This window comes from Spirillospora sp. CA-128828 (genome assembly GCF_050945415.1).
Classification (GTDB): Bacteria; Actinomycetota; Actinomycetes; order Streptosporangiales; family Streptosporangiaceae; genus Spirillospora.
This window is the reverse complement of the sequence record NZ_CP191986.1, coordinates 926,466-944,034: the sequence shown is the minus strand read 5'-3', so window position 1 is coordinate 944,034 and position 17,569 is coordinate 926,466. Positions and strand designations below refer to the sequence as shown.

The window sequence follows — 17,569 nt, the reverse complement described above, 5'->3', positions numbered from 1 at the left end:
TGTTCGCCTTATGCCCGGTTGCCCTGTCGGACATTCGGTGAGCAGGGCTTCGACGCGAATCACCTCCGGTCACCGGCGAGGTCGTCGGCGTCGCGGGCGGCTCAGCCGCGGCGGGTGGAGATGTCGCAGGAGGCGAGGATCTCCTGCGGCCTCGCGGCACCGGTCTCGACCGCGGACCTGGCCAGAGCGGCCTCCGCCGAAGACGGTGTCGCTTCCGGTGGGATGACGAGAAGCAGGATCGGGTCCGCGCGACCATTGGTGACCGCGACCATGTGATAGCGGTGGGCCAGCCAGCCCACCCTGACCTCGCGTCCCAGGACGGTGATGCGGAGCGGGATGGCGTCCCAGTCGTCGAAGTCGATGTTCACGCGGGTGACCGTGTCCCCCGGCTCGGTCGAGGCCGCCACCAGTTCGGTGAGTTCGGCGGTGGTGTCCCGGGATCGGGGCCACCAGCCGCCGTCCATGACTCCGCGTCCCGCGCGGCCGGGGGCCAGCCGCAGGCGTGGCGCCGGCGCCGTCGCGCTCTCGGCCGACGAGGGTGTGGCGGGCGCTGGGTCGAGCTGCGTGGTTTCGCGGGCCATTGGGTTCGTAGGCTTGCCAGTGACTGGCAAGCCCACCGGCGCCTCGACGGCTTGTGGATAGCACCGCGATGGCGCACCAAGAGCGTAAACTCACGGCGACGAGGGATTTCTCGATGCGGGCGGCCAAGCCCGCGTCCCCTGGTTTCTCGAATCGCAGGCCCTTTCGGGGCCAGACAGTCCGGCGCTATGACGCCGCAATACCGCCCCGTCCAGACGGTCTGCCGCCCTGCCGGGGCGGCCGGCCTGACCCTTGAACGGCTCGCCGACCACATCGTCAGCGGCGAACTCGACGTCTCCTCCACCCCGTCCTTGCGGGAGCGCCCGCATGTCGCGCTGCAGGTCGCCGGCCGGGCGGCTGAGGAGAGCGGGATGACGACATGACAGGCGACGATCTGCGGGCGACCGTCTGGGGGCCGCCCAACATGTCCCGAGGTGCCGCCGACGAACGGCGGCTGGCCGCGTCGTTCGGCCTCATGGCGGCAGTTCTGGACGGGGTCGCCCTGCCCAGGCTGCTGACGCTCGTGGCCGAGCGGGCCCGCGCCATGGCGGGTGTTCCGCTCGCGTTCATCGCCCTGCCCGGCGAAGAAGCCCACACCTTGCGGATCGATGTCGCGGTTGGCGCCGGCAGCGACCGGATACACGGGCTGACGGTGCGCCGCGGCCGGTCGATGCTCGGCCGGGCGTTCAACTCCCGCCGCGCCCTGTCCGCGCGGATCGTCGCCGACCAGACGCTCAGCGCCCTGCCGGCCGGCCCGATTCTGATCCTGCCGCTGGACACCGGGGAGGCCGCGCGCGGTGTGCTCGCCGTCCTCGGACGGCCGGGCGCGGAGGCGTTCAGTTCATCCACCGCCCGCCAGTTGCTGCTGTTCGCCGACACCTCCGCCCGCCTGGTCCAGCTCGCCGAGGACCGTCGTGCGACCGTCCCTCCGGACCCCGCGGCCGCACAGATCATCGCGCTGCACCCGGCGCGGGCCACGCAAATGTGACAAGCGCGAGCGCGGATTCACCGGGCGCAAACCAGCCCAGGTCGTTCCGGAAACACCCAGCTATTTCCGAGATGAACACCCGACCCGGTCGGAGGGCCCAAGATTTTCATCGGCATTCCGTGCGGGCTCGGTACGGGTTCAAAGTTTGAAGAGCTGCATGTACGGGGCGAGAATCCTTACCTCCCCCGTCCCGAAATCGACCAGGACGGCGGTTCCAGGCTCGATCGCCACCACCCGTCCAAGCCCGTGCTTGTCGTGGGTGACCTGGTCGTGGAGCGCGAACTCCTTGGCCGGCGGAGCCGCGCGCGGAGGTTTGAAGGGGCTGGTGGGCAGATGCCGCCGCCCCGCAGGTCCAGAGGATTTCATTACCGCAGTATGCGCTGGAACCGGCCGTTGCAGAAAGCCTCACCGGCACCCGATATCAAAATCACAGCTGTGCTCGACCGGCCACCGCCCGAATCCGGTTCCGTGTGGTATTCTGCGAGGAGTTGCGGTTCCCTAAGACATGTGCGTGCGCCTGGTGGATCTGACCTCAGGCGCATTTTTGTTGTTCTGGATCTTCCGGATGGGCCATCGCGGCATCCCCGGCCGCACAGGGTGTGCGGCCGGGACCGACCGAGTAGGAGACGATCATGGCCACCGGCACCGTCAAGTGGTTCAACGCGGAAAAGGGCTTCGGCTTCATCGAGCAGGACGGCGGCGGCGCCGACGTCTTCGCCCACTACTCCAACATCGCGGCCCAGGGCTTCCGCGAGCTCCAGGAGGGGCAGAAGGTGTCGTTCGACATCACCCAGGGCCAGAAGGGCCCGCAGGCGGAGAACATCGTCTCCGCCTGATCGTTTGCGTGACGCGGCGGGCGCCTGAAGCCGCCCGCCGCGTGTGCTGCCCGAGCCTCCACCGCTCCGGCCCGCAGACCCCACGACCACCGATTCGTTTCCAATACGACCGCACCCGCCGGTCGTCACCGGTTCGTTCTTGAGAATCCCTCCACGCCCTCGGGTCAGCGACCCGGCGCGGCGGAGCACTTCCTCGACACGCGCCGTCTCGAGGAAGGCTTCACCATGCCCCGCGATCCCCACCAGACCGGCCGAAGGCGTCCCTCCAAGTCCCGTCCCGGCTCCGACCATCGTCGTCCCGCACAGGGCCACCGCCCCACCGCGGAGTTCACGCGGCCGGGGACGTCCGCCCCACCGCTGCCCGCCATCGAGTCGTTCTCCGACCTGCGAATGCCGGCACCGCTGCTGACGGCACTGACCCGCCGCGGCATGACGACCCCGTTCCCCATCCAGGCCGCGGCCCTGCCGAACGCCCTCGCCGGACGTGACGTCCTCGGCCGCGGCCGCACCGGCTCGGGCAAGACCCTCGCCTTCGGGCTGGCACTGCTCACCCGCACGGCCGGCCGCCGCGCCGAGCCTCGCCGGCCCCTCGCCCTCGTCCTGGTCCCCACCAGGGAACTCGCCCAGCAGGTCACCGACGCGCTCGCACCATACGCCGAAGCGGTCGGCCTCCGGCTGACCACCCTCGTCGGCGGCCTGCCGATCGCCCGCCAGGCGAACGCCCTCAAACGCGGCACGGACGTCCTGATCGCCACGCCCGGACGCCTCATCGACCTGATCGAACGCGACGAATGCCGGCTCACCGACGTGGGCGTCACGGTGCTGGACGAGGCCGACCAGATGACCGACATGGGATTCCTCCCCCAGGTCACCCGGCTCCTGGAACAGACCCCGCGCGGCGGACAGCGGATGCTGTTCTCCGCCACGCTCGACCGCAACATCGACCAGCTCGTCCGCCGATTCCTCAACGACCCGGTCACACATTCGGTCGACCCGCCGGCCGGCTCGGTCACCGCCATGGAACACCATCTGCTGCACGTCACCGACACCGACAAGCACGAGACGACCGTGCACATCGCGGGCCGCGACAGCCGCGTGATCATGTTCGTCGGCAAGAAGCACGCTGCGGACCGCCTTGTCCGCAAGCTCACCGCCCGCGGCATCAGCGCCGCCGCGCTGCACGGCGGCAAGACCCAATCGCAACGCAACCGCGCACTGGACGGCTTCCATAGCAAAGACGTCACAGTGCTCGTCGCCACCAACGTCGCCGCCCGCGGCATACACATCGACGACCTCGACCTCGTCGTCAACGTCGACCCGCCCGCCGACCACAAGGACTACCTCCACCGCGGCGGCCGCACCGCCCGCGCCGGACGGACGGGAACCGTCGTCACCCTCGTCCTCCCCGACCAGCGCCGCGAGATGAACGACCTCATGGCAAAGGCCGGCATCACCCCCAGCACCACCCGTGTCCGTCCCGGCGACCCCGACCTGACCCGCATCACCGGCGCCCGTCCACCGGCCCACGCCGCCCTCCCGAACAACGCCCCGCCCCGGCGACGGCGACCCGCCACCCCCGACTCTCAACGCGGGCATGCCCACGCCACCACCCCCGAACGCAGACCACGACGCCGGACGTCCCCCCTCAACACATGACCCAGGCCAAAATGCAGCTGAATCTCCTGCAAATGTAACCGCGTCCTGGTCGCACACCTTCGACACCGCGATCGTCTCGGCACCCGATGGCACCGTCCACGACGAACCGGCCTTCGCCCTCCTCGCCTCCCGCGAAATCATCGCCAACGCTAGCCGCCGCCCGCGAGCGGGAACGCATCCGCGAAGAAGCCCGCCACACCCCCACCGCCCAGGCCGTCCGCTGCGGGCTCACCGCCACCGGCCGCGTCATCACGACCGACGGACTCGTCCTGGCAGGCACCTTCGCCGCCCTGCAGATCCCCGACGTCACCGTCGCCGAAGTCGGCATCGCCGTGGCCCTCGGCGTCCTGATCGACACCCTCCTCGTCCGCGCCCTCCAAGTCCCAGCCCTGGTCACCCTCCTCGCCGAACGAACCTGGTGGCCCACCCGCCGCCGCACGACCCCACCACCGCCATGACCAATGCCAGCCAAGAACACCCTGTTCCACCGACGCACCTGAACCGGGCCGCCGAAGGGACACGAACCGACCGGCGCACCCGAGGAACACTCGAAGAAGCACAATCCAAACTCATGATGCGACGGCACCAAGCCGGCCAGCACGGCCAACTTGCTTCACGGCTGTGGACCGCCTGGCCGGTCCCGGTCGATGCGGCCGGGACCGGTGGAGGCGGCGTCAGGATGCCGCGATTCCCTCCATTCCGATGCCGTTGGCGAATTTCGGCAGGCCAGTCGCAATGGTGACCAGCCTCAGGGATCCGTCGTCATTCACGGCGTAGCCCTGCACGTTTCCTGCGGTCGCGTTCTGTACGTAGAGGAAGCGGCCGCTCGCGGTCATGTCGATCGTTCCGCCGCCAGGGATGGTCGCGGCCTTCCCGTTGAGCAGGACGAGCCTTCCGTTCTTGACGCGGTAGGAGCTGACCGTGGAGCTGCCGGTGTTGGAGACGTAGTAGAAGTTCCCCACGCGCTGGATCCAGCACGAGGCCTGCTGCCCGTTCGGCACGGGTGCGCCGATCTGGCGGAGCGAGCCGCGCCGGTCGAGTCGGTAGCGGGTCAGGGTGTTGGTGATGACCCCGACGAGGAGCAGCGTGCGCCGTGTGTCGAAGGTGAACGCGAACGGCCCGTTGGAGTCCGTCGTGCTGACCGGCTTCTTCGCCAGTTGGCCGCCGTGGCCGACCCGGAAGGCCAGTACGGTGTTGTTGGTCTTGGTGGTGACCAGCACGAACCGGCCGAGCGGGTCGACTCCCACCTGGGCCGGGGACAGCACGAAGCTCGGCCGGGCGGGATTGCCGAGGTCCAGCGACCGGTTGGCCCCTGCGATCCGGTGCAGCCGGTCGTGTTTGAGGCGGAATCCCTGTACGGCGCCGTCGCCGCCGGCGTTGAGCACGTAGACCAAGCCGTGGTGTGCCGCGACGCCGACCGGCAGCAGACCGCCCGACCGGATCACCTGGAGCCGCTTGAGTTTGGTGCCGTGTACGCGGAACAGGGTGATGGTGTTGCTGCCGGCGTTCACGGCGAACAGCAGCCTGCCGGCGAGGACGAGTGAGCCTTGGGACGCCAACGCATCGGTCGGCGCACCGGCAACGGCACCGCCGTTCCCGCCGGTCTTGAACTCCCCGGCCGCACTGAGCCTTCCGTTGCCGGCCCGCTTGAACACCCGGATCGTGTTGCCGCCGGCGGACTTGGGCTTGTTCGTCTGGACGAAGACCGCGTGCGTGCGGCCGGTGTCTCGGTGATGGCTTTCCTCGTCTGCGGTGGCCCGCCCAGTGCCGGCCAGCATCGTGGCGGCAGCCAGGACGAGCGCAATTATCCTTTTTCGCCGCATAACACTCCTTTGCTCCGTGAAATCTGGTGCGATCAGGATCGCGGTACCGCAGCAGCCTTGACCTAAACATCCCCCCGTCCGGTCAATGGAGACCCGACGGGCGAAATGTCATGATACGAGTTAAAAATGCAAATACATGGACCTTCAATGACCAAGGTCGCCACCACTACGCCGGACGGAGGCGCGGTTTCCGGACGGAATCACCAGCCCGCCAGAGCCCTTTAAAATGTCGGCAATGGATAGGTATCGCCCCAGTTAATTACACCGATGTGTTTTCGCAGTGCAACGGGTGTACGAGTTGCCAGCCTGAGGGTGGCGACTGTTCGGAGCGGGCATGTGCCAGGCGTGAGGAGATCCGGTTCGCTGCCGCTGATCTGTTCGCGGCGGGTGTCATCCCGGCCGAGGTGGCGCGGCGGTTGCGGATGACACCGTCGTCGGCGAGCGCCTGGCACAGGTCCTGGGTGCGAGGCGGTGGTCGCGATCTCGGCCGGGGCGGTGGCCTCCTCCGGGGCGCTGGTGGCGTTCGGGCTGGACTCGGTGATCGAGGCCGCCTCGGCCGCAGCGGTCGCCTGGCAGTTCTCCGCACGCAGCCCCGAGACCGTCGAGCGGCGGGAGCAACGAGCGCTGCGGATCATCGCGGTCTCGTTCTTCGCGCTCGCGGCCTATGTGAGCGTGGACGCGGCCCGCACGCTGCTGGGCGGCGGTGAGACCGGGCATTCGATGCCGGGGCTGGTGCTGGCCGCGCTCAGCCTGGCGGTCATGCCGTTCCTGTCGTTTGCGCAGCGCAGGGCGCTGGATCGGCCGGTCCGGCCGCCGGCGAGGGCGGCGCGTGCCGGACGTTCGGCCCCGGCTGCGGATGCTGCAGCTGAGGACGAGGTGCTGGTGAGCGCGATCGTCACGCTGCCGCGGCTGTGGCCTCGCCCGCACGGCAAGCCGATCCCGCCCGCTTCCCTCACCGGGGGGCTGCGAGAACTTGCGCGCCACCTGGCCTCCGGGCGGCAGCGCTGGACCGCCGAGAACCCGCGCGGCTTCACCGTCCTGTTCGACCGGCTCGAGCGCGTCAAACCGGCCGAGACCTCCTTCGACAGTGACCGGGTGGCCACGGCGAAGGCCGGGGGGCTCCTGCGTGCCTACAACAATGCAGGCGCAACCTTTCAATCCCCAATGACTTCCTAGTGGCCCGGGCCCCCTCTGGTCAGTTCACAGTGTCATTGGAAGTGGTGTTCGGGGTCCACGATGTACGTCAGGACACCGTGCCATCGCGACTTCGGGTTGCCCAGGGCAGCGGGGTCCACCGACATCATCGCCTCCCGGGTACGGGTTTGGGCGGCTTCGGGGTCGAACGGCACCTCGATCTCGCTTTCCCAGTGGATGTCGAAGTGCGGGCGCTCGACCTGAAGGATGTACAGGAAATTGACGAATGATCGCAGCGAGCTGTTGAACAGGTAGATCTCGTAGTCGTCGGGCAGGCAGTAGACCTTTCCAGTGACCGGATCAACCGCGAGCCCGTCGTACGGGATCATGCCCAGGCTGATCCACATGTCCGCTCCCGGCGGAACAACGGAGTAACGGTCCTCCAGCTTGTCGTCCCACTCCCCGACGCGCTCGAAGTGCTCCCCCATTCGGCCGTCGATGTCGAACCACGGATTGTCGCAGGACGGGAGGCCCAGCGTTCGCAGGACCTCCCTGGCGTCAGGGTCCGAGACCGCTGTGAGGTTACTCTCCGGGACCGTGATCAGTTCGTCCGGAGCGAACACGGTGTCGAGCATTTCACGGGTAAGTGCAGGGGTGCGGCTCATGCTCTGTTCCTGTTGCTGGGGGGCGGCGGTTGAAACCACGGAATCACCTGACTAGCGCTCGGCCCCCGCAGGAGCACCATCTCTTCCCGAAGCTTTGATGGCCGCGGTTCAGCAGGGTGTGGATCGGAGCCCAATTGTGGCGGTCGCCGGCCAAGCGGACCGGATTGGAGTTGCCGGCAGCTTCGGTGTCGGCCTTATCCACCAGGGAGCCCCGCAGGTGAAGCTGACCACACTCGCGGCGTTGCGCCCCGCGCGGGAGTGCACCCCCGACGATCTGTTCGAGCTCGGCACCACTGCGGTTGCCCACGAACAAGCGTCGCCGTGACCTGTCCTGGAAATGATCAAATCCGGCGCTGGAGCCTCCAGCACAACTCTCCCCACGTGCACGGACGTAGTTTCGGCAAATGCAACGTGATGTGGCAAGGGCACTGGTCACAGGCACGCGATGATCAGAGCGATGTCGTCGGCGCCGCCGTCGGCGACACCGAGTCGGGCCAGCAGGGTGTCGGCGAGTTGTTCGGTGCCGGGCTGCTCGCTGCCGCTCCGCTCGGTGTCCGGGTGGATGCAATCGGCGAGGGCTTCGGTGAGGCGATTCAGGCCGGTGTCGATGTCCTCATTGCGGCGCTCGATGAGCCCGTCGGTGTAGAGCAGCAGGGTGTCGCCGGGCTCGTAGTGGATGCTGGCCTGGCAGCGGGGCATGTGCCGGGCGCGCACGGCCAGTGGCGGGTCGGTGGCCTGGTCGAGCAACTCGAGACCCCCATCGGGGTGGCCGAGGATCGGTGGCGGGTGGCCGGCGCTGCTGTACATGATCAGGTGGCTGCGGGTGTCGACGATCGCCTTGACCGCGGTGGTCCCCAGCGCCCCCTCCATCGACCGGGCGTACAGCCCGAGGACCTCCAGGGCCTGCGCGGAGCGTTCCAATGCGCGGACGGCGGCGCTGAGCACGCTGCGCAGCATGCCCATGACCGCGGCCGCCTCCAGCCCGTGGCCCACCACGTCACCCACGGCCAGGGCCAGCCGGTCGGGTGGGATGTCGACCACGTCGTACCAGTCGCCGCACACGTTCAGCCCCTCGGCGGCGGGCAGGTACCGGACCGCGACATCGCCATGATGGCCCAGATCGGGAGTTTGCAGCATGGCCTCCTGCAACGCCAGGGCGACCTGGCGTTCGCGCGAGTGGGCCCGGCGCAGGTCCTCATTGAGCCGCTGCAGCTCCCGAGCCCGGGCGTACAGTTCGGCCTCCAGTTCCTGCGCGGCTTCCAGGTGGCTGCCCGCGCCGGCTCCCGGGGTGCGCGCTTTGGTGGGCTTTGACATAGGCGGTGACGTCCTCGACGCGGTGGATGATCCATGCCACCCGCCCGTCCGGGCCGAGTACCGGAGTGTTGACCGGAGACCACCAGCGCTCTTCGAACCTGCCAGGCCTGCCCGCCACGGGGATGTCGTACTTCTGCAGCGCCATGGTGTCCGGGTCTCCGGTGGCCAGCACCCGGTGCAGCGAGATCTTCAGGTTCCGCACCCCGTCCGCCTCAGGGTCGGCCGGGTTGTCGGGGAACGCCTGGAAGATGTACCGCCCGATCAGATCCTCGCGGGTACGCCCGGTTGCCTCCAGGTATGCCCGGTTGACGTCCACGATCACCAGATCGGGCCCGAGCACCAGGAGAGGGCTGGGCGTCGCGGCGAACAATGCCGCATGATCAACTTGCGTCGCCATGCAAGTGCCTCCCTCCCAATCCACCCGTCGAGCACGGTCTGCCCCGCACGGCCGTTCACATGCCGGCCCTTGACACCGCGTTGACGGCCCACGGTCTGGAGACGGCCTCAGGACCCGGTCTTGAGCTGCCGGCATGGGCGAGTTGAACCGCTCCGGGTTCGCTGGAGACTCCGGCCTCCATCGGAGCCGGGGCGCTTCGAATCACCTGGCGCGGGTGAGGGGGCGGCCGCGCGTCCGCTGTTAGACGTTTCATGAGTGCTATTCCCGTGGCTCCAGCAGACCAGCCACCTGATGTATCGCCCGATCCGCTCGGACGCCCAGGGCCGGAACCAGGGCGTCCGAGCGACCGCAGGCGCCGATCGGTTCGCTACAGCGCGATACAGACGACCACCGACGAAAGGAGCCCCACCCGTGAGCACGGTCACCATCGCCAAGGACGGTACGAACATCTACTACAAGGACTGGGGCGAGGGTCCTGTCGTGACGTTCTCGCACGGCTGGCCACTCAACGCCGACGCCTGGGACGGCCAGATGCTGTTCCTGGCTCAGCACGGCTACCGCGTCGTCGCACACGACCGGCGCGGCCACGGCCGGTCCGGCCAGGCCGCCTCGGGGAACGACATGGACGGCTACGCCGATGACCTTGCGGCAGTGATCGAAGCCCTCGACCTACGTGACGCCACCCTGATCGGTCACTCCACCGGCGGCGGCGAGGTCGCCCGCTACATCGGGCGGCACGGGACCGCCCGGGTCGCCAAGGTGGTCCTGATCGCAGCGGTCCCACCGCTCATGCTCAAGACCCCCGCCAACCCCGAAGGCCTGCCAATGGAGGTCTTCGACGACATGCGCGCCGCCCTGTTCAACGACCGATCCCAGTTCTACAGGGACCTGGCCCTCCAGTTCTACGGCGCGAACCGGCCCGATGCCCAGGTGTCCCAGGGGATCCTGGATCAATTCTGGCTGTGGAGCATGCAGGCCGGCCTCAAGCACGCCTACGACTCCATCAAGGCCTTCTCAGAGACCGACTTCACCCAAGATCTCAAGGATTTCGACGTGCCGACACTTGTCATGCACGGCGAGGACGACCAGATCGTCCCGGTCCACGACTCAGCCCGCAAATCGGCCCGGCTCATCGAGGGCGCGCAGGAGATCTACTACCCGGGCGCGCCGCACGGCCTCACCGCCACCCTTCACGACCAGGTCAACGCCGACCTGCTCGCCTTCCTGCAGAGCTAGACCGACCGGCAGCCAGGGTCGAACGTCCGGTCTGCAGATCCACCGTGCACCTCGTCCGGCCAGGGCCTGGGCGTGCGTGCCGGAGCCCGGCCCGCGCCCGCTCGAGGAGGCCCCACGGGTCGACGATTCCTCAGGCGGTACCGGTCTGTCGGGAAGACCGAGCTCGTCGCGGTAGTACAGGGACGGCGTGCCGCGGAGGGTGAGCAGGAGGACCAGCGCTGCCCGCGTCTGTTCCTCGCCGAAGCGCGTCGCCGCCGGCCGATGTGGCGGTCGCTGAGGACCCAGTCAGGCCAAGACCCGGGGCCCAGCGCGACGTCGTAGCCGGCGAGCAACGCGATGGGCAGTCTGTACTCGATTTCTCCGACAATGGCGGGGCCTGTACAAGTCGGCGACCTTGCGCAGCTTCCGTACCAGCAAGACCAGCGGACGCAGCAAACGCGCCGGATGAGCTGAGCTACCTCAGCGAGCCGACCGGCGAGACCGGTATCCCCTCAGCTGGGCACACCCACACGGCCGACCGGTCGCGCGTCGAGGCCTGTAGCGGATGACCGTCCGGATGATCAGGACACCGCGGCCAGTTCGTCGCCGCGTGACCCCATAGCTCTTGGATGACCCACTCCTGAATCTGGTCGGCCACTTGCGCAACGCGATCGGCCTCTGACGCAGCAAGATCGACCCGAACTCCGACACCGCTGCCATCCCGGCTCCACAAGAACGCCGACGCACTGTGCTCACCATCTGCCCAGTCGTCATCACGAACATCCGGCTCCGGCACACCCGTCGAGCGGATATCGCGCAGTACCAGGTCAAGCGCCTGTTCGAGTACCTCGTTCACGGCACCCAGCATTACAGCGCGATCGGACCAGATCACCTTATATGTCGCGGACGCCGCGTTTGCGCAGGTCGGTCAGCATCTGGGGCCAGAACCGCAAGCTCTCGGCGCCCGTGGCCGTATCAACCGGGGTGAAGGCGAGCCAGCCCAGCTCGTGCTGCTGCGGCGGTGGTCGCGGGTGGAGATGATGCCCGGCAGGACGACCGAACGTGCTTGCCAATGGCCACGCCGAGGAGAAATGCCGGCGAGACGCGCACCGGTTGCCAGGTGGTCCCAAAGATGATCGCCGACATGATCTGGGGCCCGGCCATCATGTCAGCCGCCCAGCTTCACGACCAGCGAGCGCAGGTGAGGTGTCGCGGCGTTCTCCTGCCCGCGCTGCACCCACGTTGCGATGTGTTCGCTGACCAACTCGGCGAGGCTCGCACGCTCGTCATCGCTGAGCTCAACCGTGGTCGTGGTGCTGGTCCGGCAGTCGTAAGCCGTGAAGAGAATGTGTCCGACTGCCTGTTCGGCCGCAGGAGGCTTGCGATTGCGCTGAGCATGCCAACCGGCGCTGCTGTTGACGACACCCCAACCATGCAGGGCTTCGTAGTTGGTGAGTTCGAGCCTCATGAGGCCGGCACCTCTCGCCGCAAAGGGGCGGGGCCGCACCCTACGCAGATACTTTACGCGGGTGTGGCGGCCCCACAGACCGACCGGACGACACGCCCACCACCGGCCGCGAACGGCAACCGATCCAGGCCCTGCGAACCAGGCCGACAAACTCACCGAAGCGATCGGCGCTTCTCATCGCCCCGCCCTTCCACCCAGCCAACCCCCGGCGGCAGAGGGGGTCAGGCGATGGCGGCAGGACGACGATCTTGCCGGCGAAGGTCCCTGCGGCCACCCGGGCGTGACTGATGCCGGGTCTGTCAGCGGGACGCGCTCGGCGACGTCGCCGCCAGAACTTCCGCGCCCTGGCCTCTTACCGCGCGAATGTGCTTGTCGGCACACGCAACGTCCGAACCGCGGCTCCACTGCCACGCGACGAGTATCGAAGCGGCACGAGCAGGGAACGTCCGACCTCCACACTATGGTGCCTCTTCATGAACACACTCCACACCATCCTCGATGAGAAGGCCCGGGCGTGAGCCGCTACAGGGGACCCGCCACCCTGATCAGCAGTGGGGGAGCCGAGGTCGAGGTCTACGTCGATCTGCGCGCCAAGCAGCGGGAGTGGTCCGGGACCGCGACCATCGCCGACTTCGATGCCGGCGACCCTCACGACCAGACGTTGAGACTTCCCGACGGCCGCGAGGCACAGATCACGCTCGGCGATTCAGAAACCTGGTCTGACGTCATCACGCTGGTCGGAAGCGGTCCGCCGCCTTTCGCCTGAGCAGATCGCCCAACCGGCGACCTGATGCGCCTTCGCCCGGGTAGGCAATCGCCGATGACCCGTGTCGGCTCGTAGTCGGCTCGGCGGTCCCGAAAGGAATTGGCACCCGGCGACATGAAGCAGCACAGAAATTGGGCTTCATGCGGACAGGTCGACACAGAGTGATACTGAGAACGCTCCTCTGATATGAGAGTTCCGGCCGCCGACACCTACACCTCCGTCCTTCCCGAGGTCGCCCACCGCGCCGCCGAGAAGACCGTCGCCCACGTGCTGAAAGCGCAGAGACACCGGTCGGCCGAGGACTTGTCCGGACGCGTCCGAGGCGACAAGGCGTACTCGTCCCGCGCTATACGCGCGCACCTGCGCTCGCGCGGGATCAAGGCCGTGATCCCCGAGCCCGACGATCAGAAGGGTCACCGCAAACGCCGCGGATTACGCGGAGGCCGCCCGGGGCCCGCTCGACGCCGCCGACTACCGGAATCGCAACGTGATCGAACGCCGCTACTGCCACATCAAGCAATGGCGAGGACTCGCGACCCGATACGACAAGCGCGCCACCGTCTACCGCGCCGCCGTCGTCCTCAACGCCGTCATCGCCTGGACCCGGCAGTTGTCAGACCCACCGTAGTTCCTGATTGCTCACCGGGCTTGTTCGATCGAGTCCCGGCTCGCCATCGGAGCTAATCGGCCCTGGCTCGGTAGCATGCAACACATGGCCATCAAACTTGAGAACGTCGGCATCACCGTTCGCGACCTCGAAGCAGCGATCTCCTTCTTCACAGACCTCGGTCTCACGGTCGTCGGCCGTGACACGGTCAGTGGTGAGTGGACCGACACTGCCGTCGGCCTTGATGGCAACCACGCCAACATTGCGATGCTCCAGACGCCAGACGGTCACGGTCGCCTTGAGCTCTTCGAGTACATCAACCCCAAAGCGATCGAGTCGAAGCCCACTCGTCCCAACGATATTGGTATGCACCGCGTCGCCTTCTCAGTCGACGACATCGACAAAGCCCTTGAGATAGCCGCGAAACACGGATGCCGTCCGCTTCGCGGCGTGGCCACCTATGAGGACATCTACAAGCTCACGTACGTCCGCGGTCCCAGCGGCATCATTGTGATGCTCGCCGAGGAGCTGAAGAAGAACTGACGTCCGATCGGCCCAATTAGGACGTGTTGCTAACCTCTTCAGGGCTGTAAGTCCGTCCAGTAGGCCATCACTATCGCGCCGTCGTGGTCCTCAAACCGGTTGTGCACAAGATCCCGGCCGCCGCCATCGCTGACGAGACGAAGAGCCACAGTTCAGACCTATATCCGTTGGATTATCGGTGATTGCTACCGGGACCACTGGCCGCGTCAGTGACTCGTGGCTTTTTCGTCAACGCGCGGGGCCGGGCTTGCCGGTCGTGACGATTCGGTGCTCCTGATCAGCCACAGGCCTGTGAACACGGCTGTGGCCAAAGTGACGATGCCGGCCACGACGAAGGCGCTCTTGAGCCCCTCCTCGAAGGAGGCGCCACCGGACTCCCGGGTGCGGACGACGGCTCCGAGCACCGCCACGCCGAGGACCGCGCCGATCTGCCGGGTGGTGCTGCTGACACCCGACGCCAGGCCGCCCTCCTGCGGGCTGACCGACTGGATGGCGGCGCCGGTCAGCGGGGACATGGTCAGGGCGAAACCGATACCGACGACGGCCAGCCGCCACCACACGTTCGTGTAGCCGGTGTCGGCGTGCACGAAGCCCAGGGCCAGCAGTCCCAGCCCGGCCAGCGTCAGGCCGATGGTGACCATGATCCGGAAGCCGTACCGGGCGGCGAACCGGCCCGCGAACGGGCTGATGATGACCATCGCGAGCGTGGCGGGCAGGGTCTGCACCCCGGCTCGCAGGATCGAGCTGCCCTGGACGTAGACGAAGAACTGGGAGAAGAAGAACGACGAGCCCATGAGCGCGAAACCGACCACGATCATCGCCGTGTTGGAGACCGTGAACAGCCGTTGCCGGAAGAGTCGCAATGGCAGCATCGGTGCCGGAACCCGCCCTTCGACGACCACGAAGACGGCGAGGATCACGGCGGCGGCGGCGAAGCTGCTCAGGATCACAGGCGAGGTCCAGCCACGGGAGCCGCCCTCGATCAGCCCGTAGGTGAGCGCCCCCACACCCAGGACGGACAGGACCGTTCCCGGGACGTCGATCGCCGGCGCGCTCGGGTTGCGGGACTCGCCCAGCGCGCGCAGGCCGGCGACCAGCAGGACCGCGCCGACGGGCACGTTGACGAGGAAGATGGCGGGCCAGCCGAAGGCCTCCACCAGAACGCCACCGGCCAATGGTCCGGCGGCCAGACCGATTCCGCTGAATCCGGCCCACAGCCCGATCGCCCTGACCCGCTCCTGCGGAACCGGATACGCGGCGGCGAGCAGGGTCAGGGAGGCGGGGCTCAGCGCCGCGGCCCCGATGCCCTGCAGCACCCGCCCGACGATCAGCCAGCCGATCGAGGGCGCGGCGGAGCACAGCACGGACGCGGCGGTGAACACCACGACGCCGGCAAGGAACATTCTCTTGCGGCCGAAGCGGTCGGCGAAGACGCCGCCGGACAGCAACAGCATGGCGACCAGCAGCACATAGGCGTCGACGATCCACTGCAGCCCGGTCAACTGGGTGTGCAGCCGCTCCTGCATGTCGGGCAGCGCCGCACCGACGATCGTGTTGTCGAGCAGCACCATGAACTGCCCCAGGCAGGTCACCGTGAGCAACGCCGCCCGGTTCGGCACGGCCACCGGCGGTGCAGACTGCATCATTCCTCCTAAAGCAGTTCTTTACTGCTTTAGGAATCTAGACTGCAGGCTCCGTAAACGCAACTACGAGCTGCGCTAAGGTGGAGGCATGGAGGAGCGAAGGCCGGTCCGGCGTCCCGGCGGGCGCAGCGCCCGTGTCCGGGCGGCGGTGCACCAGGCCGTCACGGACCTGGTCGGCGAGCGCGGCTACGGCGAATTCACGGTCGGTGACGTCGCGGCGCGCGCGGGCGTGGCCGATACCAGCGTCTACCGCCGGTGGGGCACCCTGGAGGCCCTGCTCACCGACGTGGTGCTCACGCGTCTGAACGCGCAGTCGCCGATGCCCGACACCGGGAGCCTGGCCGGTGACCTGCACGCCTACGCGGCTCAGGTGGCGCGCGAGATCACGGGACCCGACGGTCTTGCGGTGCTGCGCCTGACCGTCGCCCTGTCGAACAGGGGCGAACGGGGTCTGCGGGCGCGTGACGACTTTCTCGCCGAACGCACCCGGTTCGTGCAGGCCATGCTCGACCGCGCCGGCGAACGCGGTGAGCATCCGCCCGACGTGCTGGGCGTGCTCGACCACGTCATGGCCCCGATGTACATCCGCGTCCTGTTCGGCGCGGGTCCACTCACCCCGGACTACATCGCCGGGCTGGTCGACCGGTTGCTGAAGCACGGCTGATCTCTGCCTTTTGGCAGAGACGCGGATCGGCCGGGCGGTGCATTACCTTCGCGGTCCGCGGCGCCGGTCGGGGCGGATCCGGAGTTGCGCGACGAGGCCGTCCTCTCAGGCTGACCGCCGAGCACGACCGAGCCCGCGCCGCGCGACGCGGGCACGCTGCCCGGCCGATCAGACTGCCGTCCCGGAGCCGGACCTTGACCGCCTGGCCGACGCGTCCGGCGATGACGCGTCCGGACTGGCCGAGGCGGCGGCCGCGCTCGCGGCCTGCGTCACCCCGGCCGCGCTGTCGTCCGGCGAGGTAGCCGCCGTGCTGGCCCGCGCCGGTCAGGCAGCCACTCCTCGGATGATCGGCAGGAAGTTGCCGATCAGTGGATTGTCGGCCCGCCGATTCCACACTGCCCCGATCTGCCAGGCCGCTGCTTGGTGGTCCACGGGTGTGAGCGTGACCTGAGCGGGTGCGATGGATCCCGCGCTGGCCGGCACGAAGGCGGTCCCCACGCCCGCCGCCACCAAGGCGAGCACGGTCTGCAGGTCATGCGCCTCCTGCACCACCTCGACGTCCACGCCGAGGGCGGTGCACAATTCCTCGATCTGTGCGGCGAGCCCTGGTCCTCTCGCCTGTGCCAACGCCACGCACGGCCGCCCTGCCGCCCATCGCGCGACATGATCCGCGTTCTCCGGCGGCGCATCTTCGGCCGTGGCGATCGCGAGGCGGTCGGCATGCAGGGGCAGCCGTCCCCAGTCCGCATCGACCGGCATCCGGACGAATCCGACGTCCAGTTCCCCGGTTGCCAGCCTCTCCAACTGGACCTGTGAGGACATGTCGTCCAGGACGATGTCGGCGTCGGGGAACCGCCGCCGGAACGCTGCCACCGCTTGCGGCGCGACCCCGATGCTCGACAGGCCGAAACCCACCGACAGCCGGCTGACCTGCCCGCGCGCCATCCGGTTCATCCGCACGGCCAGCGCGTCGGCGCGCCGGACCAGATCCCGCGCCTCGGGAAGCAGGATCCCGCCCAGGTCGGTGAGCGTGGCGCCGTGCCGGCCGCGGTGGAACAACCGTCCGCCGGCCTGCGCCTCCAACGCCTGGATCTGCTTGGTCAGAGCCGGCTGAGTGATGGCCGATGCCAGCGCCGCCCGGCTGAAGGCGCGATGTTCAACGACGGCCAGGAAGGTGCGGAGCAGCCGAACATCCATTCCTTCAGGTTATGACATCCCACCAAAGATTCATTAGACGAATTGGTTTCCGGAGGATTCAGTAGCGGGCGACG

The 17,569-nt window shown here is 68.1% G+C and carries 21 protein-coding genes and 2 pseudogenes; 13 read left to right on the top strand and 10 right to left on the bottom strand.

From position 1 onward, the window contains the following. Positions 1-101 precede the first annotated feature (101 nt). Complete coding sequence (locus ACQPXG_RS04935) at positions 102-581, bottom strand: DUF5994 family protein (protein ID WP_433466421.1); 480 nt, start codon at positions 579-581, stop codon at positions 102-104. Between the two features lie 186 nt (positions 582-767). Between ACQPXG_RS04935 and ACQPXG_RS04930 the strand changes: the two genes are divergently transcribed. Together ACQPXG_RS04930 and ACQPXG_RS04925 are read left to right on the top strand one after the other, a co-directional pair. Beyond that, positions 768-962 carry a hypothetical protein gene (locus ACQPXG_RS04930; protein WP_433466420.1) on the top strand — a complete coding sequence of 65 codons (195 nt, stop codon included), beginning with the start codon at positions 768-770 and terminating at the stop codon, positions 960-962. After that, positions 959-1,567, top strand: a complete 609-nt coding sequence (locus tag ACQPXG_RS04925; RefSeq protein ID WP_433466419.1) for a GAF domain-containing protein — start codon at positions 959-961, stop codon at positions 1,565-1,567. Before ACQPXG_RS04930 ends, ACQPXG_RS04925 begins: the two co-directional genes overlap by 4 nt. A 138-nt stretch (positions 1,568-1,705) precedes the next feature. Here ACQPXG_RS04925 and ACQPXG_RS04920 read toward each other — a convergent pair whose 3' ends face one another. Beyond that, positions 1,706-1,933 carry a hypothetical protein gene (locus ACQPXG_RS04920; protein ID WP_433466418.1) on the bottom strand — a complete coding sequence of 76 codons (228 nt, stop codon included), beginning with the start codon at positions 1,931-1,933 and terminating at the stop codon, positions 1,706-1,708. 266 nt (positions 1,934-2,199) lie between these two features. Between ACQPXG_RS04920 and ACQPXG_RS04915 the strand changes: the two genes are divergently transcribed. The 3 genes from ACQPXG_RS04915 (at position 2,200) to ACQPXG_RS04905 (ending at position 4,517) form a co-directional block, all read left to right on the top strand. Continuing rightward, complete coding sequence (locus ACQPXG_RS04915) at positions 2,200-2,403, top strand: cold-shock protein (RefSeq protein WP_433466417.1); 204 nt, start codon at positions 2,200-2,202, stop codon at positions 2,401-2,403. Positions 2,404-2,628: 225 nt separating this feature from the next. Further along, a complete protein-coding gene (locus tag ACQPXG_RS04910) occupies positions 2,629-4,059 on the top strand; it encodes a DEAD/DEAH box helicase (RefSeq protein WP_433466416.1) in 1,431 nt (476 codons plus the stop codon). An 86-nt stretch (positions 4,060-4,145) separates the two neighbouring features. Further along, positions 4,146-4,517 (top strand): MMPL family transporter, encoded by a 372-nt coding sequence (locus ACQPXG_RS04905; protein WP_433466415.1) that lies wholly within the window; start codon positions 4,146-4,148, stop codon positions 4,515-4,517. 216 nt (positions 4,518-4,733) lie between these two features. On the opposite strand, the gene ACQPXG_RS04900 is transcribed toward ACQPXG_RS04905, so the two are convergent. Then, on the bottom strand, positions 4,734-5,882 hold the full coding sequence (locus ACQPXG_RS04900) for a lactonase family protein (protein ID WP_433466414.1): 1,149 nt from the start codon (positions 5,880-5,882) through the stop codon (positions 4,734-4,736). 110 nt (positions 5,883-5,992) lie between these two features. Between ACQPXG_RS04900 and ACQPXG_RS04895 the strand changes: the two are divergent. After that, positions 5,993-6,295 (top strand): annotated as a pseudogene (locus tag ACQPXG_RS04895) (hypothetical protein); the annotation flags it as partial. Positions 6,296-6,353: 58 nt separating this feature from the next. Continuing rightward, on the top strand, positions 6,354-7,058 hold the full coding sequence (locus ACQPXG_RS04890; RefSeq protein ID WP_433470191.1) for a hypothetical protein: 705 nt from the start codon (positions 6,354-6,356) through the stop codon (positions 7,056-7,058). A gap of 32 nt (positions 7,059-7,090) precedes the next feature. Here the strand turns inward: ACQPXG_RS04890 and ACQPXG_RS04885 are convergent, their stop codons facing one another. The 3 genes from ACQPXG_RS04885 to ACQPXG_RS04875 form a co-directional block, all read right to left on the bottom strand. Beyond that, positions 7,091-7,681: an SUKH-4 family immunity protein gene (locus ACQPXG_RS04885; RefSeq protein WP_433466413.1), complete on the bottom strand. Its 591-nt coding sequence runs from the start codon at positions 7,679-7,681 to the stop codon at positions 7,091-7,093. A 432-nt stretch (positions 7,682-8,113) separates the two neighbouring features. After that, a complete protein-coding gene (locus tag ACQPXG_RS04880; RefSeq protein ID WP_433466412.1) occupies positions 8,114-8,995 on the bottom strand; it encodes a PP2C family protein-serine/threonine phosphatase in 882 nt (293 codons plus the stop codon). After that, the gene (locus ACQPXG_RS04875; RefSeq protein ID WP_433466411.1) at positions 8,877-9,392 is read right to left on the bottom strand and encodes a PAS domain-containing protein; all 516 of its coding nucleotides are present in this window, start codon (positions 9,390-9,392) and stop codon (positions 8,877-8,879) included. The genes ACQPXG_RS04880 and ACQPXG_RS04875 overlap by 119 nt, the downstream gene beginning before the upstream one ends. Before the next feature lie 411 nt (positions 9,393-9,803). Here ACQPXG_RS04875 and ACQPXG_RS04870 point away from each other — a divergent pair, with 411 nt between their 5' ends. Beyond that, positions 9,804-10,628 carry an alpha/beta fold hydrolase gene (locus ACQPXG_RS04870; protein WP_433466410.1) on the top strand — a complete coding sequence of 275 codons (825 nt, stop codon included), beginning with the start codon at positions 9,804-9,806 and terminating at the stop codon, positions 10,626-10,628. A 454-nt stretch (positions 10,629-11,082) separates the two neighbouring features. Here ACQPXG_RS04870 and ACQPXG_RS04865 read toward each other — a convergent pair whose 3' ends face one another. Continuing rightward, positions 11,083-11,463 carry a hypothetical protein gene (locus ACQPXG_RS04865; RefSeq protein ID WP_433466409.1) on the bottom strand — a complete coding sequence of 127 codons (381 nt, stop codon included), beginning with the start codon at positions 11,461-11,463 and terminating at the stop codon, positions 11,083-11,085. Positions 11,464-11,775: 312 nt separating this feature from the next. Then, the gene (locus tag ACQPXG_RS04860; protein ID WP_433466408.1) at positions 11,776-12,075 is read right to left on the bottom strand and encodes a hypothetical protein; all 300 of its coding nucleotides are present in this window, start codon (positions 12,073-12,075) and stop codon (positions 11,776-11,778) included. Positions 12,076-12,589: 514 nt separating this feature from the next. Between ACQPXG_RS04860 and ACQPXG_RS04855 the strand changes: the two genes are divergently transcribed. The 4 genes and pseudogenes from ACQPXG_RS04855 to ACQPXG_RS04840 all read left to right on the top strand — a co-directional run bounded on the left by ACQPXG_RS04855 (position 12,590) and on the right by ACQPXG_RS04840 (position 13,991). Beyond that, a complete protein-coding gene (locus ACQPXG_RS04855) occupies positions 12,590-12,841 on the top strand; it encodes a DUF4873 domain-containing protein (RefSeq protein ID WP_433466407.1) in 252 nt (83 codons plus the stop codon). Positions 12,842-13,027: 186 nt separating this feature from the next. After that, positions 13,028-13,282 (top strand): annotated as a pseudogene (locus tag ACQPXG_RS04850) (hypothetical protein); the annotation flags it as partial. 46 nt (positions 13,283-13,328) lie between these two features. Continuing rightward, positions 13,329-13,469 carry a hypothetical protein gene (locus tag ACQPXG_RS04845; RefSeq protein ID WP_433470190.1) on the top strand — a complete coding sequence of 47 codons (141 nt, stop codon included), beginning with the start codon at positions 13,329-13,331 and terminating at the stop codon, positions 13,467-13,469. An 84-nt stretch (positions 13,470-13,553) separates the two neighbouring features. Next, complete coding sequence (locus ACQPXG_RS04840; RefSeq protein WP_433466406.1) at positions 13,554-13,991, top strand: VOC family protein; 438 nt, start codon at positions 13,554-13,556, stop codon at positions 13,989-13,991. Positions 13,992-14,197: 206 nt separating this feature from the next. On the opposite strand, the gene ACQPXG_RS04835 is transcribed toward ACQPXG_RS04840, so the two are convergent. Then, entirely contained in the window at positions 14,198-15,637 is a 1,440-nt protein-coding gene (locus ACQPXG_RS04835) for an MFS transporter (RefSeq protein ID WP_433466405.1), read from the bottom strand. 85 nt (positions 15,638-15,722) lie between these two features. Here ACQPXG_RS04835 and ACQPXG_RS04830 point away from each other — a divergent pair, with 85 nt between their 5' ends. Beyond that, positions 15,723-16,298: a TetR/AcrR family transcriptional regulator gene (locus ACQPXG_RS04830; RefSeq protein WP_433466404.1), complete on the top strand. Its 576-nt coding sequence runs from the start codon at positions 15,723-15,725 to the stop codon at positions 16,296-16,298. Positions 16,299-16,622: 324 nt separating this feature from the next. Here the strand turns inward: ACQPXG_RS04830 and ACQPXG_RS04825 are convergent, their stop codons facing one another. Continuing rightward, positions 16,623-17,495 (bottom strand): LysR family transcriptional regulator, encoded by an 873-nt coding sequence (locus ACQPXG_RS04825; protein WP_433466403.1) that lies wholly within the window; start codon positions 17,493-17,495, stop codon positions 16,623-16,625. Positions 17,496-17,569 lie beyond the last annotated feature (74 nt).

Excerpts from the sequence above, each read along its gene's own strand:
- ACQPXG_RS04885 (WP_433466413.1), bottom strand. The coding sequence starts at position 7,681 with ATGAGCCGCACCCCTGCACTTACCCGTGAAATGCTCGACACCGTGTTC.
- ACQPXG_RS04900 (WP_433466414.1), bottom strand. The coding sequence starts at position 5,882 with ATGCGGCGAAAAAGGATAATTGCGCTCGTCCTGGCTGCCGCCACGATG.
- ACQPXG_RS04860 (WP_433466408.1), bottom strand. The coding sequence starts at position 12,075 with ATGAGGCTCGAACTCACCAACTACGAAGCCCTGCATGGTTGGGGTGTC.
- ACQPXG_RS04880 (WP_433466412.1), bottom strand. The coding sequence starts at position 8,995 with ATGTCAAAGCCCACCAAAGCGCGCACCCCGGGAGCCGGCGCGGGCAGC.
- ACQPXG_RS04930 (WP_433466420.1), top strand. The coding sequence starts at position 768 with ATGACGCCGCAATACCGCCCCGTCCAGACGGTCTGCCGCCCTGCCGGG.
- ACQPXG_RS04875 (WP_433466411.1), bottom strand. The coding sequence starts at position 9,392 with ATGGCGACGCAAGTTGATCATGCGGCATTGTTCGCCGCGACGCCCAGC.
- ACQPXG_RS04830 (WP_433466404.1), top strand. The coding sequence starts at position 15,723 with ATGGAGGAGCGAAGGCCGGTCCGGCGTCCCGGCGGGCGCAGCGCCCGT.
- ACQPXG_RS04915 (WP_433466417.1), top strand. The coding sequence starts at position 2,200 with ATGGCCACCGGCACCGTCAAGTGGTTCAACGCGGAAAAGGGCTTCGGC.
- ACQPXG_RS04925 (WP_433466419.1), top strand. The coding sequence starts at position 959 with ATGACAGGCGACGATCTGCGGGCGACCGTCTGGGGGCCGCCCAACATG.
- ACQPXG_RS04840 (WP_433466406.1), top strand. The coding sequence starts at position 13,554 with ATGGCCATCAAACTTGAGAACGTCGGCATCACCGTTCGCGACCTCGAA.
- ACQPXG_RS04935 (WP_433466421.1), bottom strand. The coding sequence starts at position 581 with ATGGCCCGCGAAACCACGCAGCTCGACCCAGCGCCCGCCACACCCTCG.
- ACQPXG_RS04910 (WP_433466416.1), top strand. The coding sequence starts at position 2,629 with ATGCCCCGCGATCCCCACCAGACCGGCCGAAGGCGTCCCTCCAAGTCC.
- ACQPXG_RS04905 (WP_433466415.1), top strand. The coding sequence starts at position 4,146 with ATGGCACCGTCCACGACGAACCGGCCTTCGCCCTCCTCGCCTCCCGCG.
- ACQPXG_RS04835 (WP_433466405.1), bottom strand. The coding sequence starts at position 15,637 with ATGATGCAGTCTGCACCGCCGGTGGCCGTGCCGAACCGGGCGGCGTTG.
- ACQPXG_RS04825 (WP_433466403.1), bottom strand. The coding sequence starts at position 17,495 with ATGGATGTTCGGCTGCTCCGCACCTTCCTGGCCGTCGTTGAACATCGC.
- ACQPXG_RS04920 (WP_433466418.1), bottom strand. The coding sequence starts at position 1,933 with ATGAAATCCTCTGGACCTGCGGGGCGGCGGCATCTGCCCACCAGCCCC.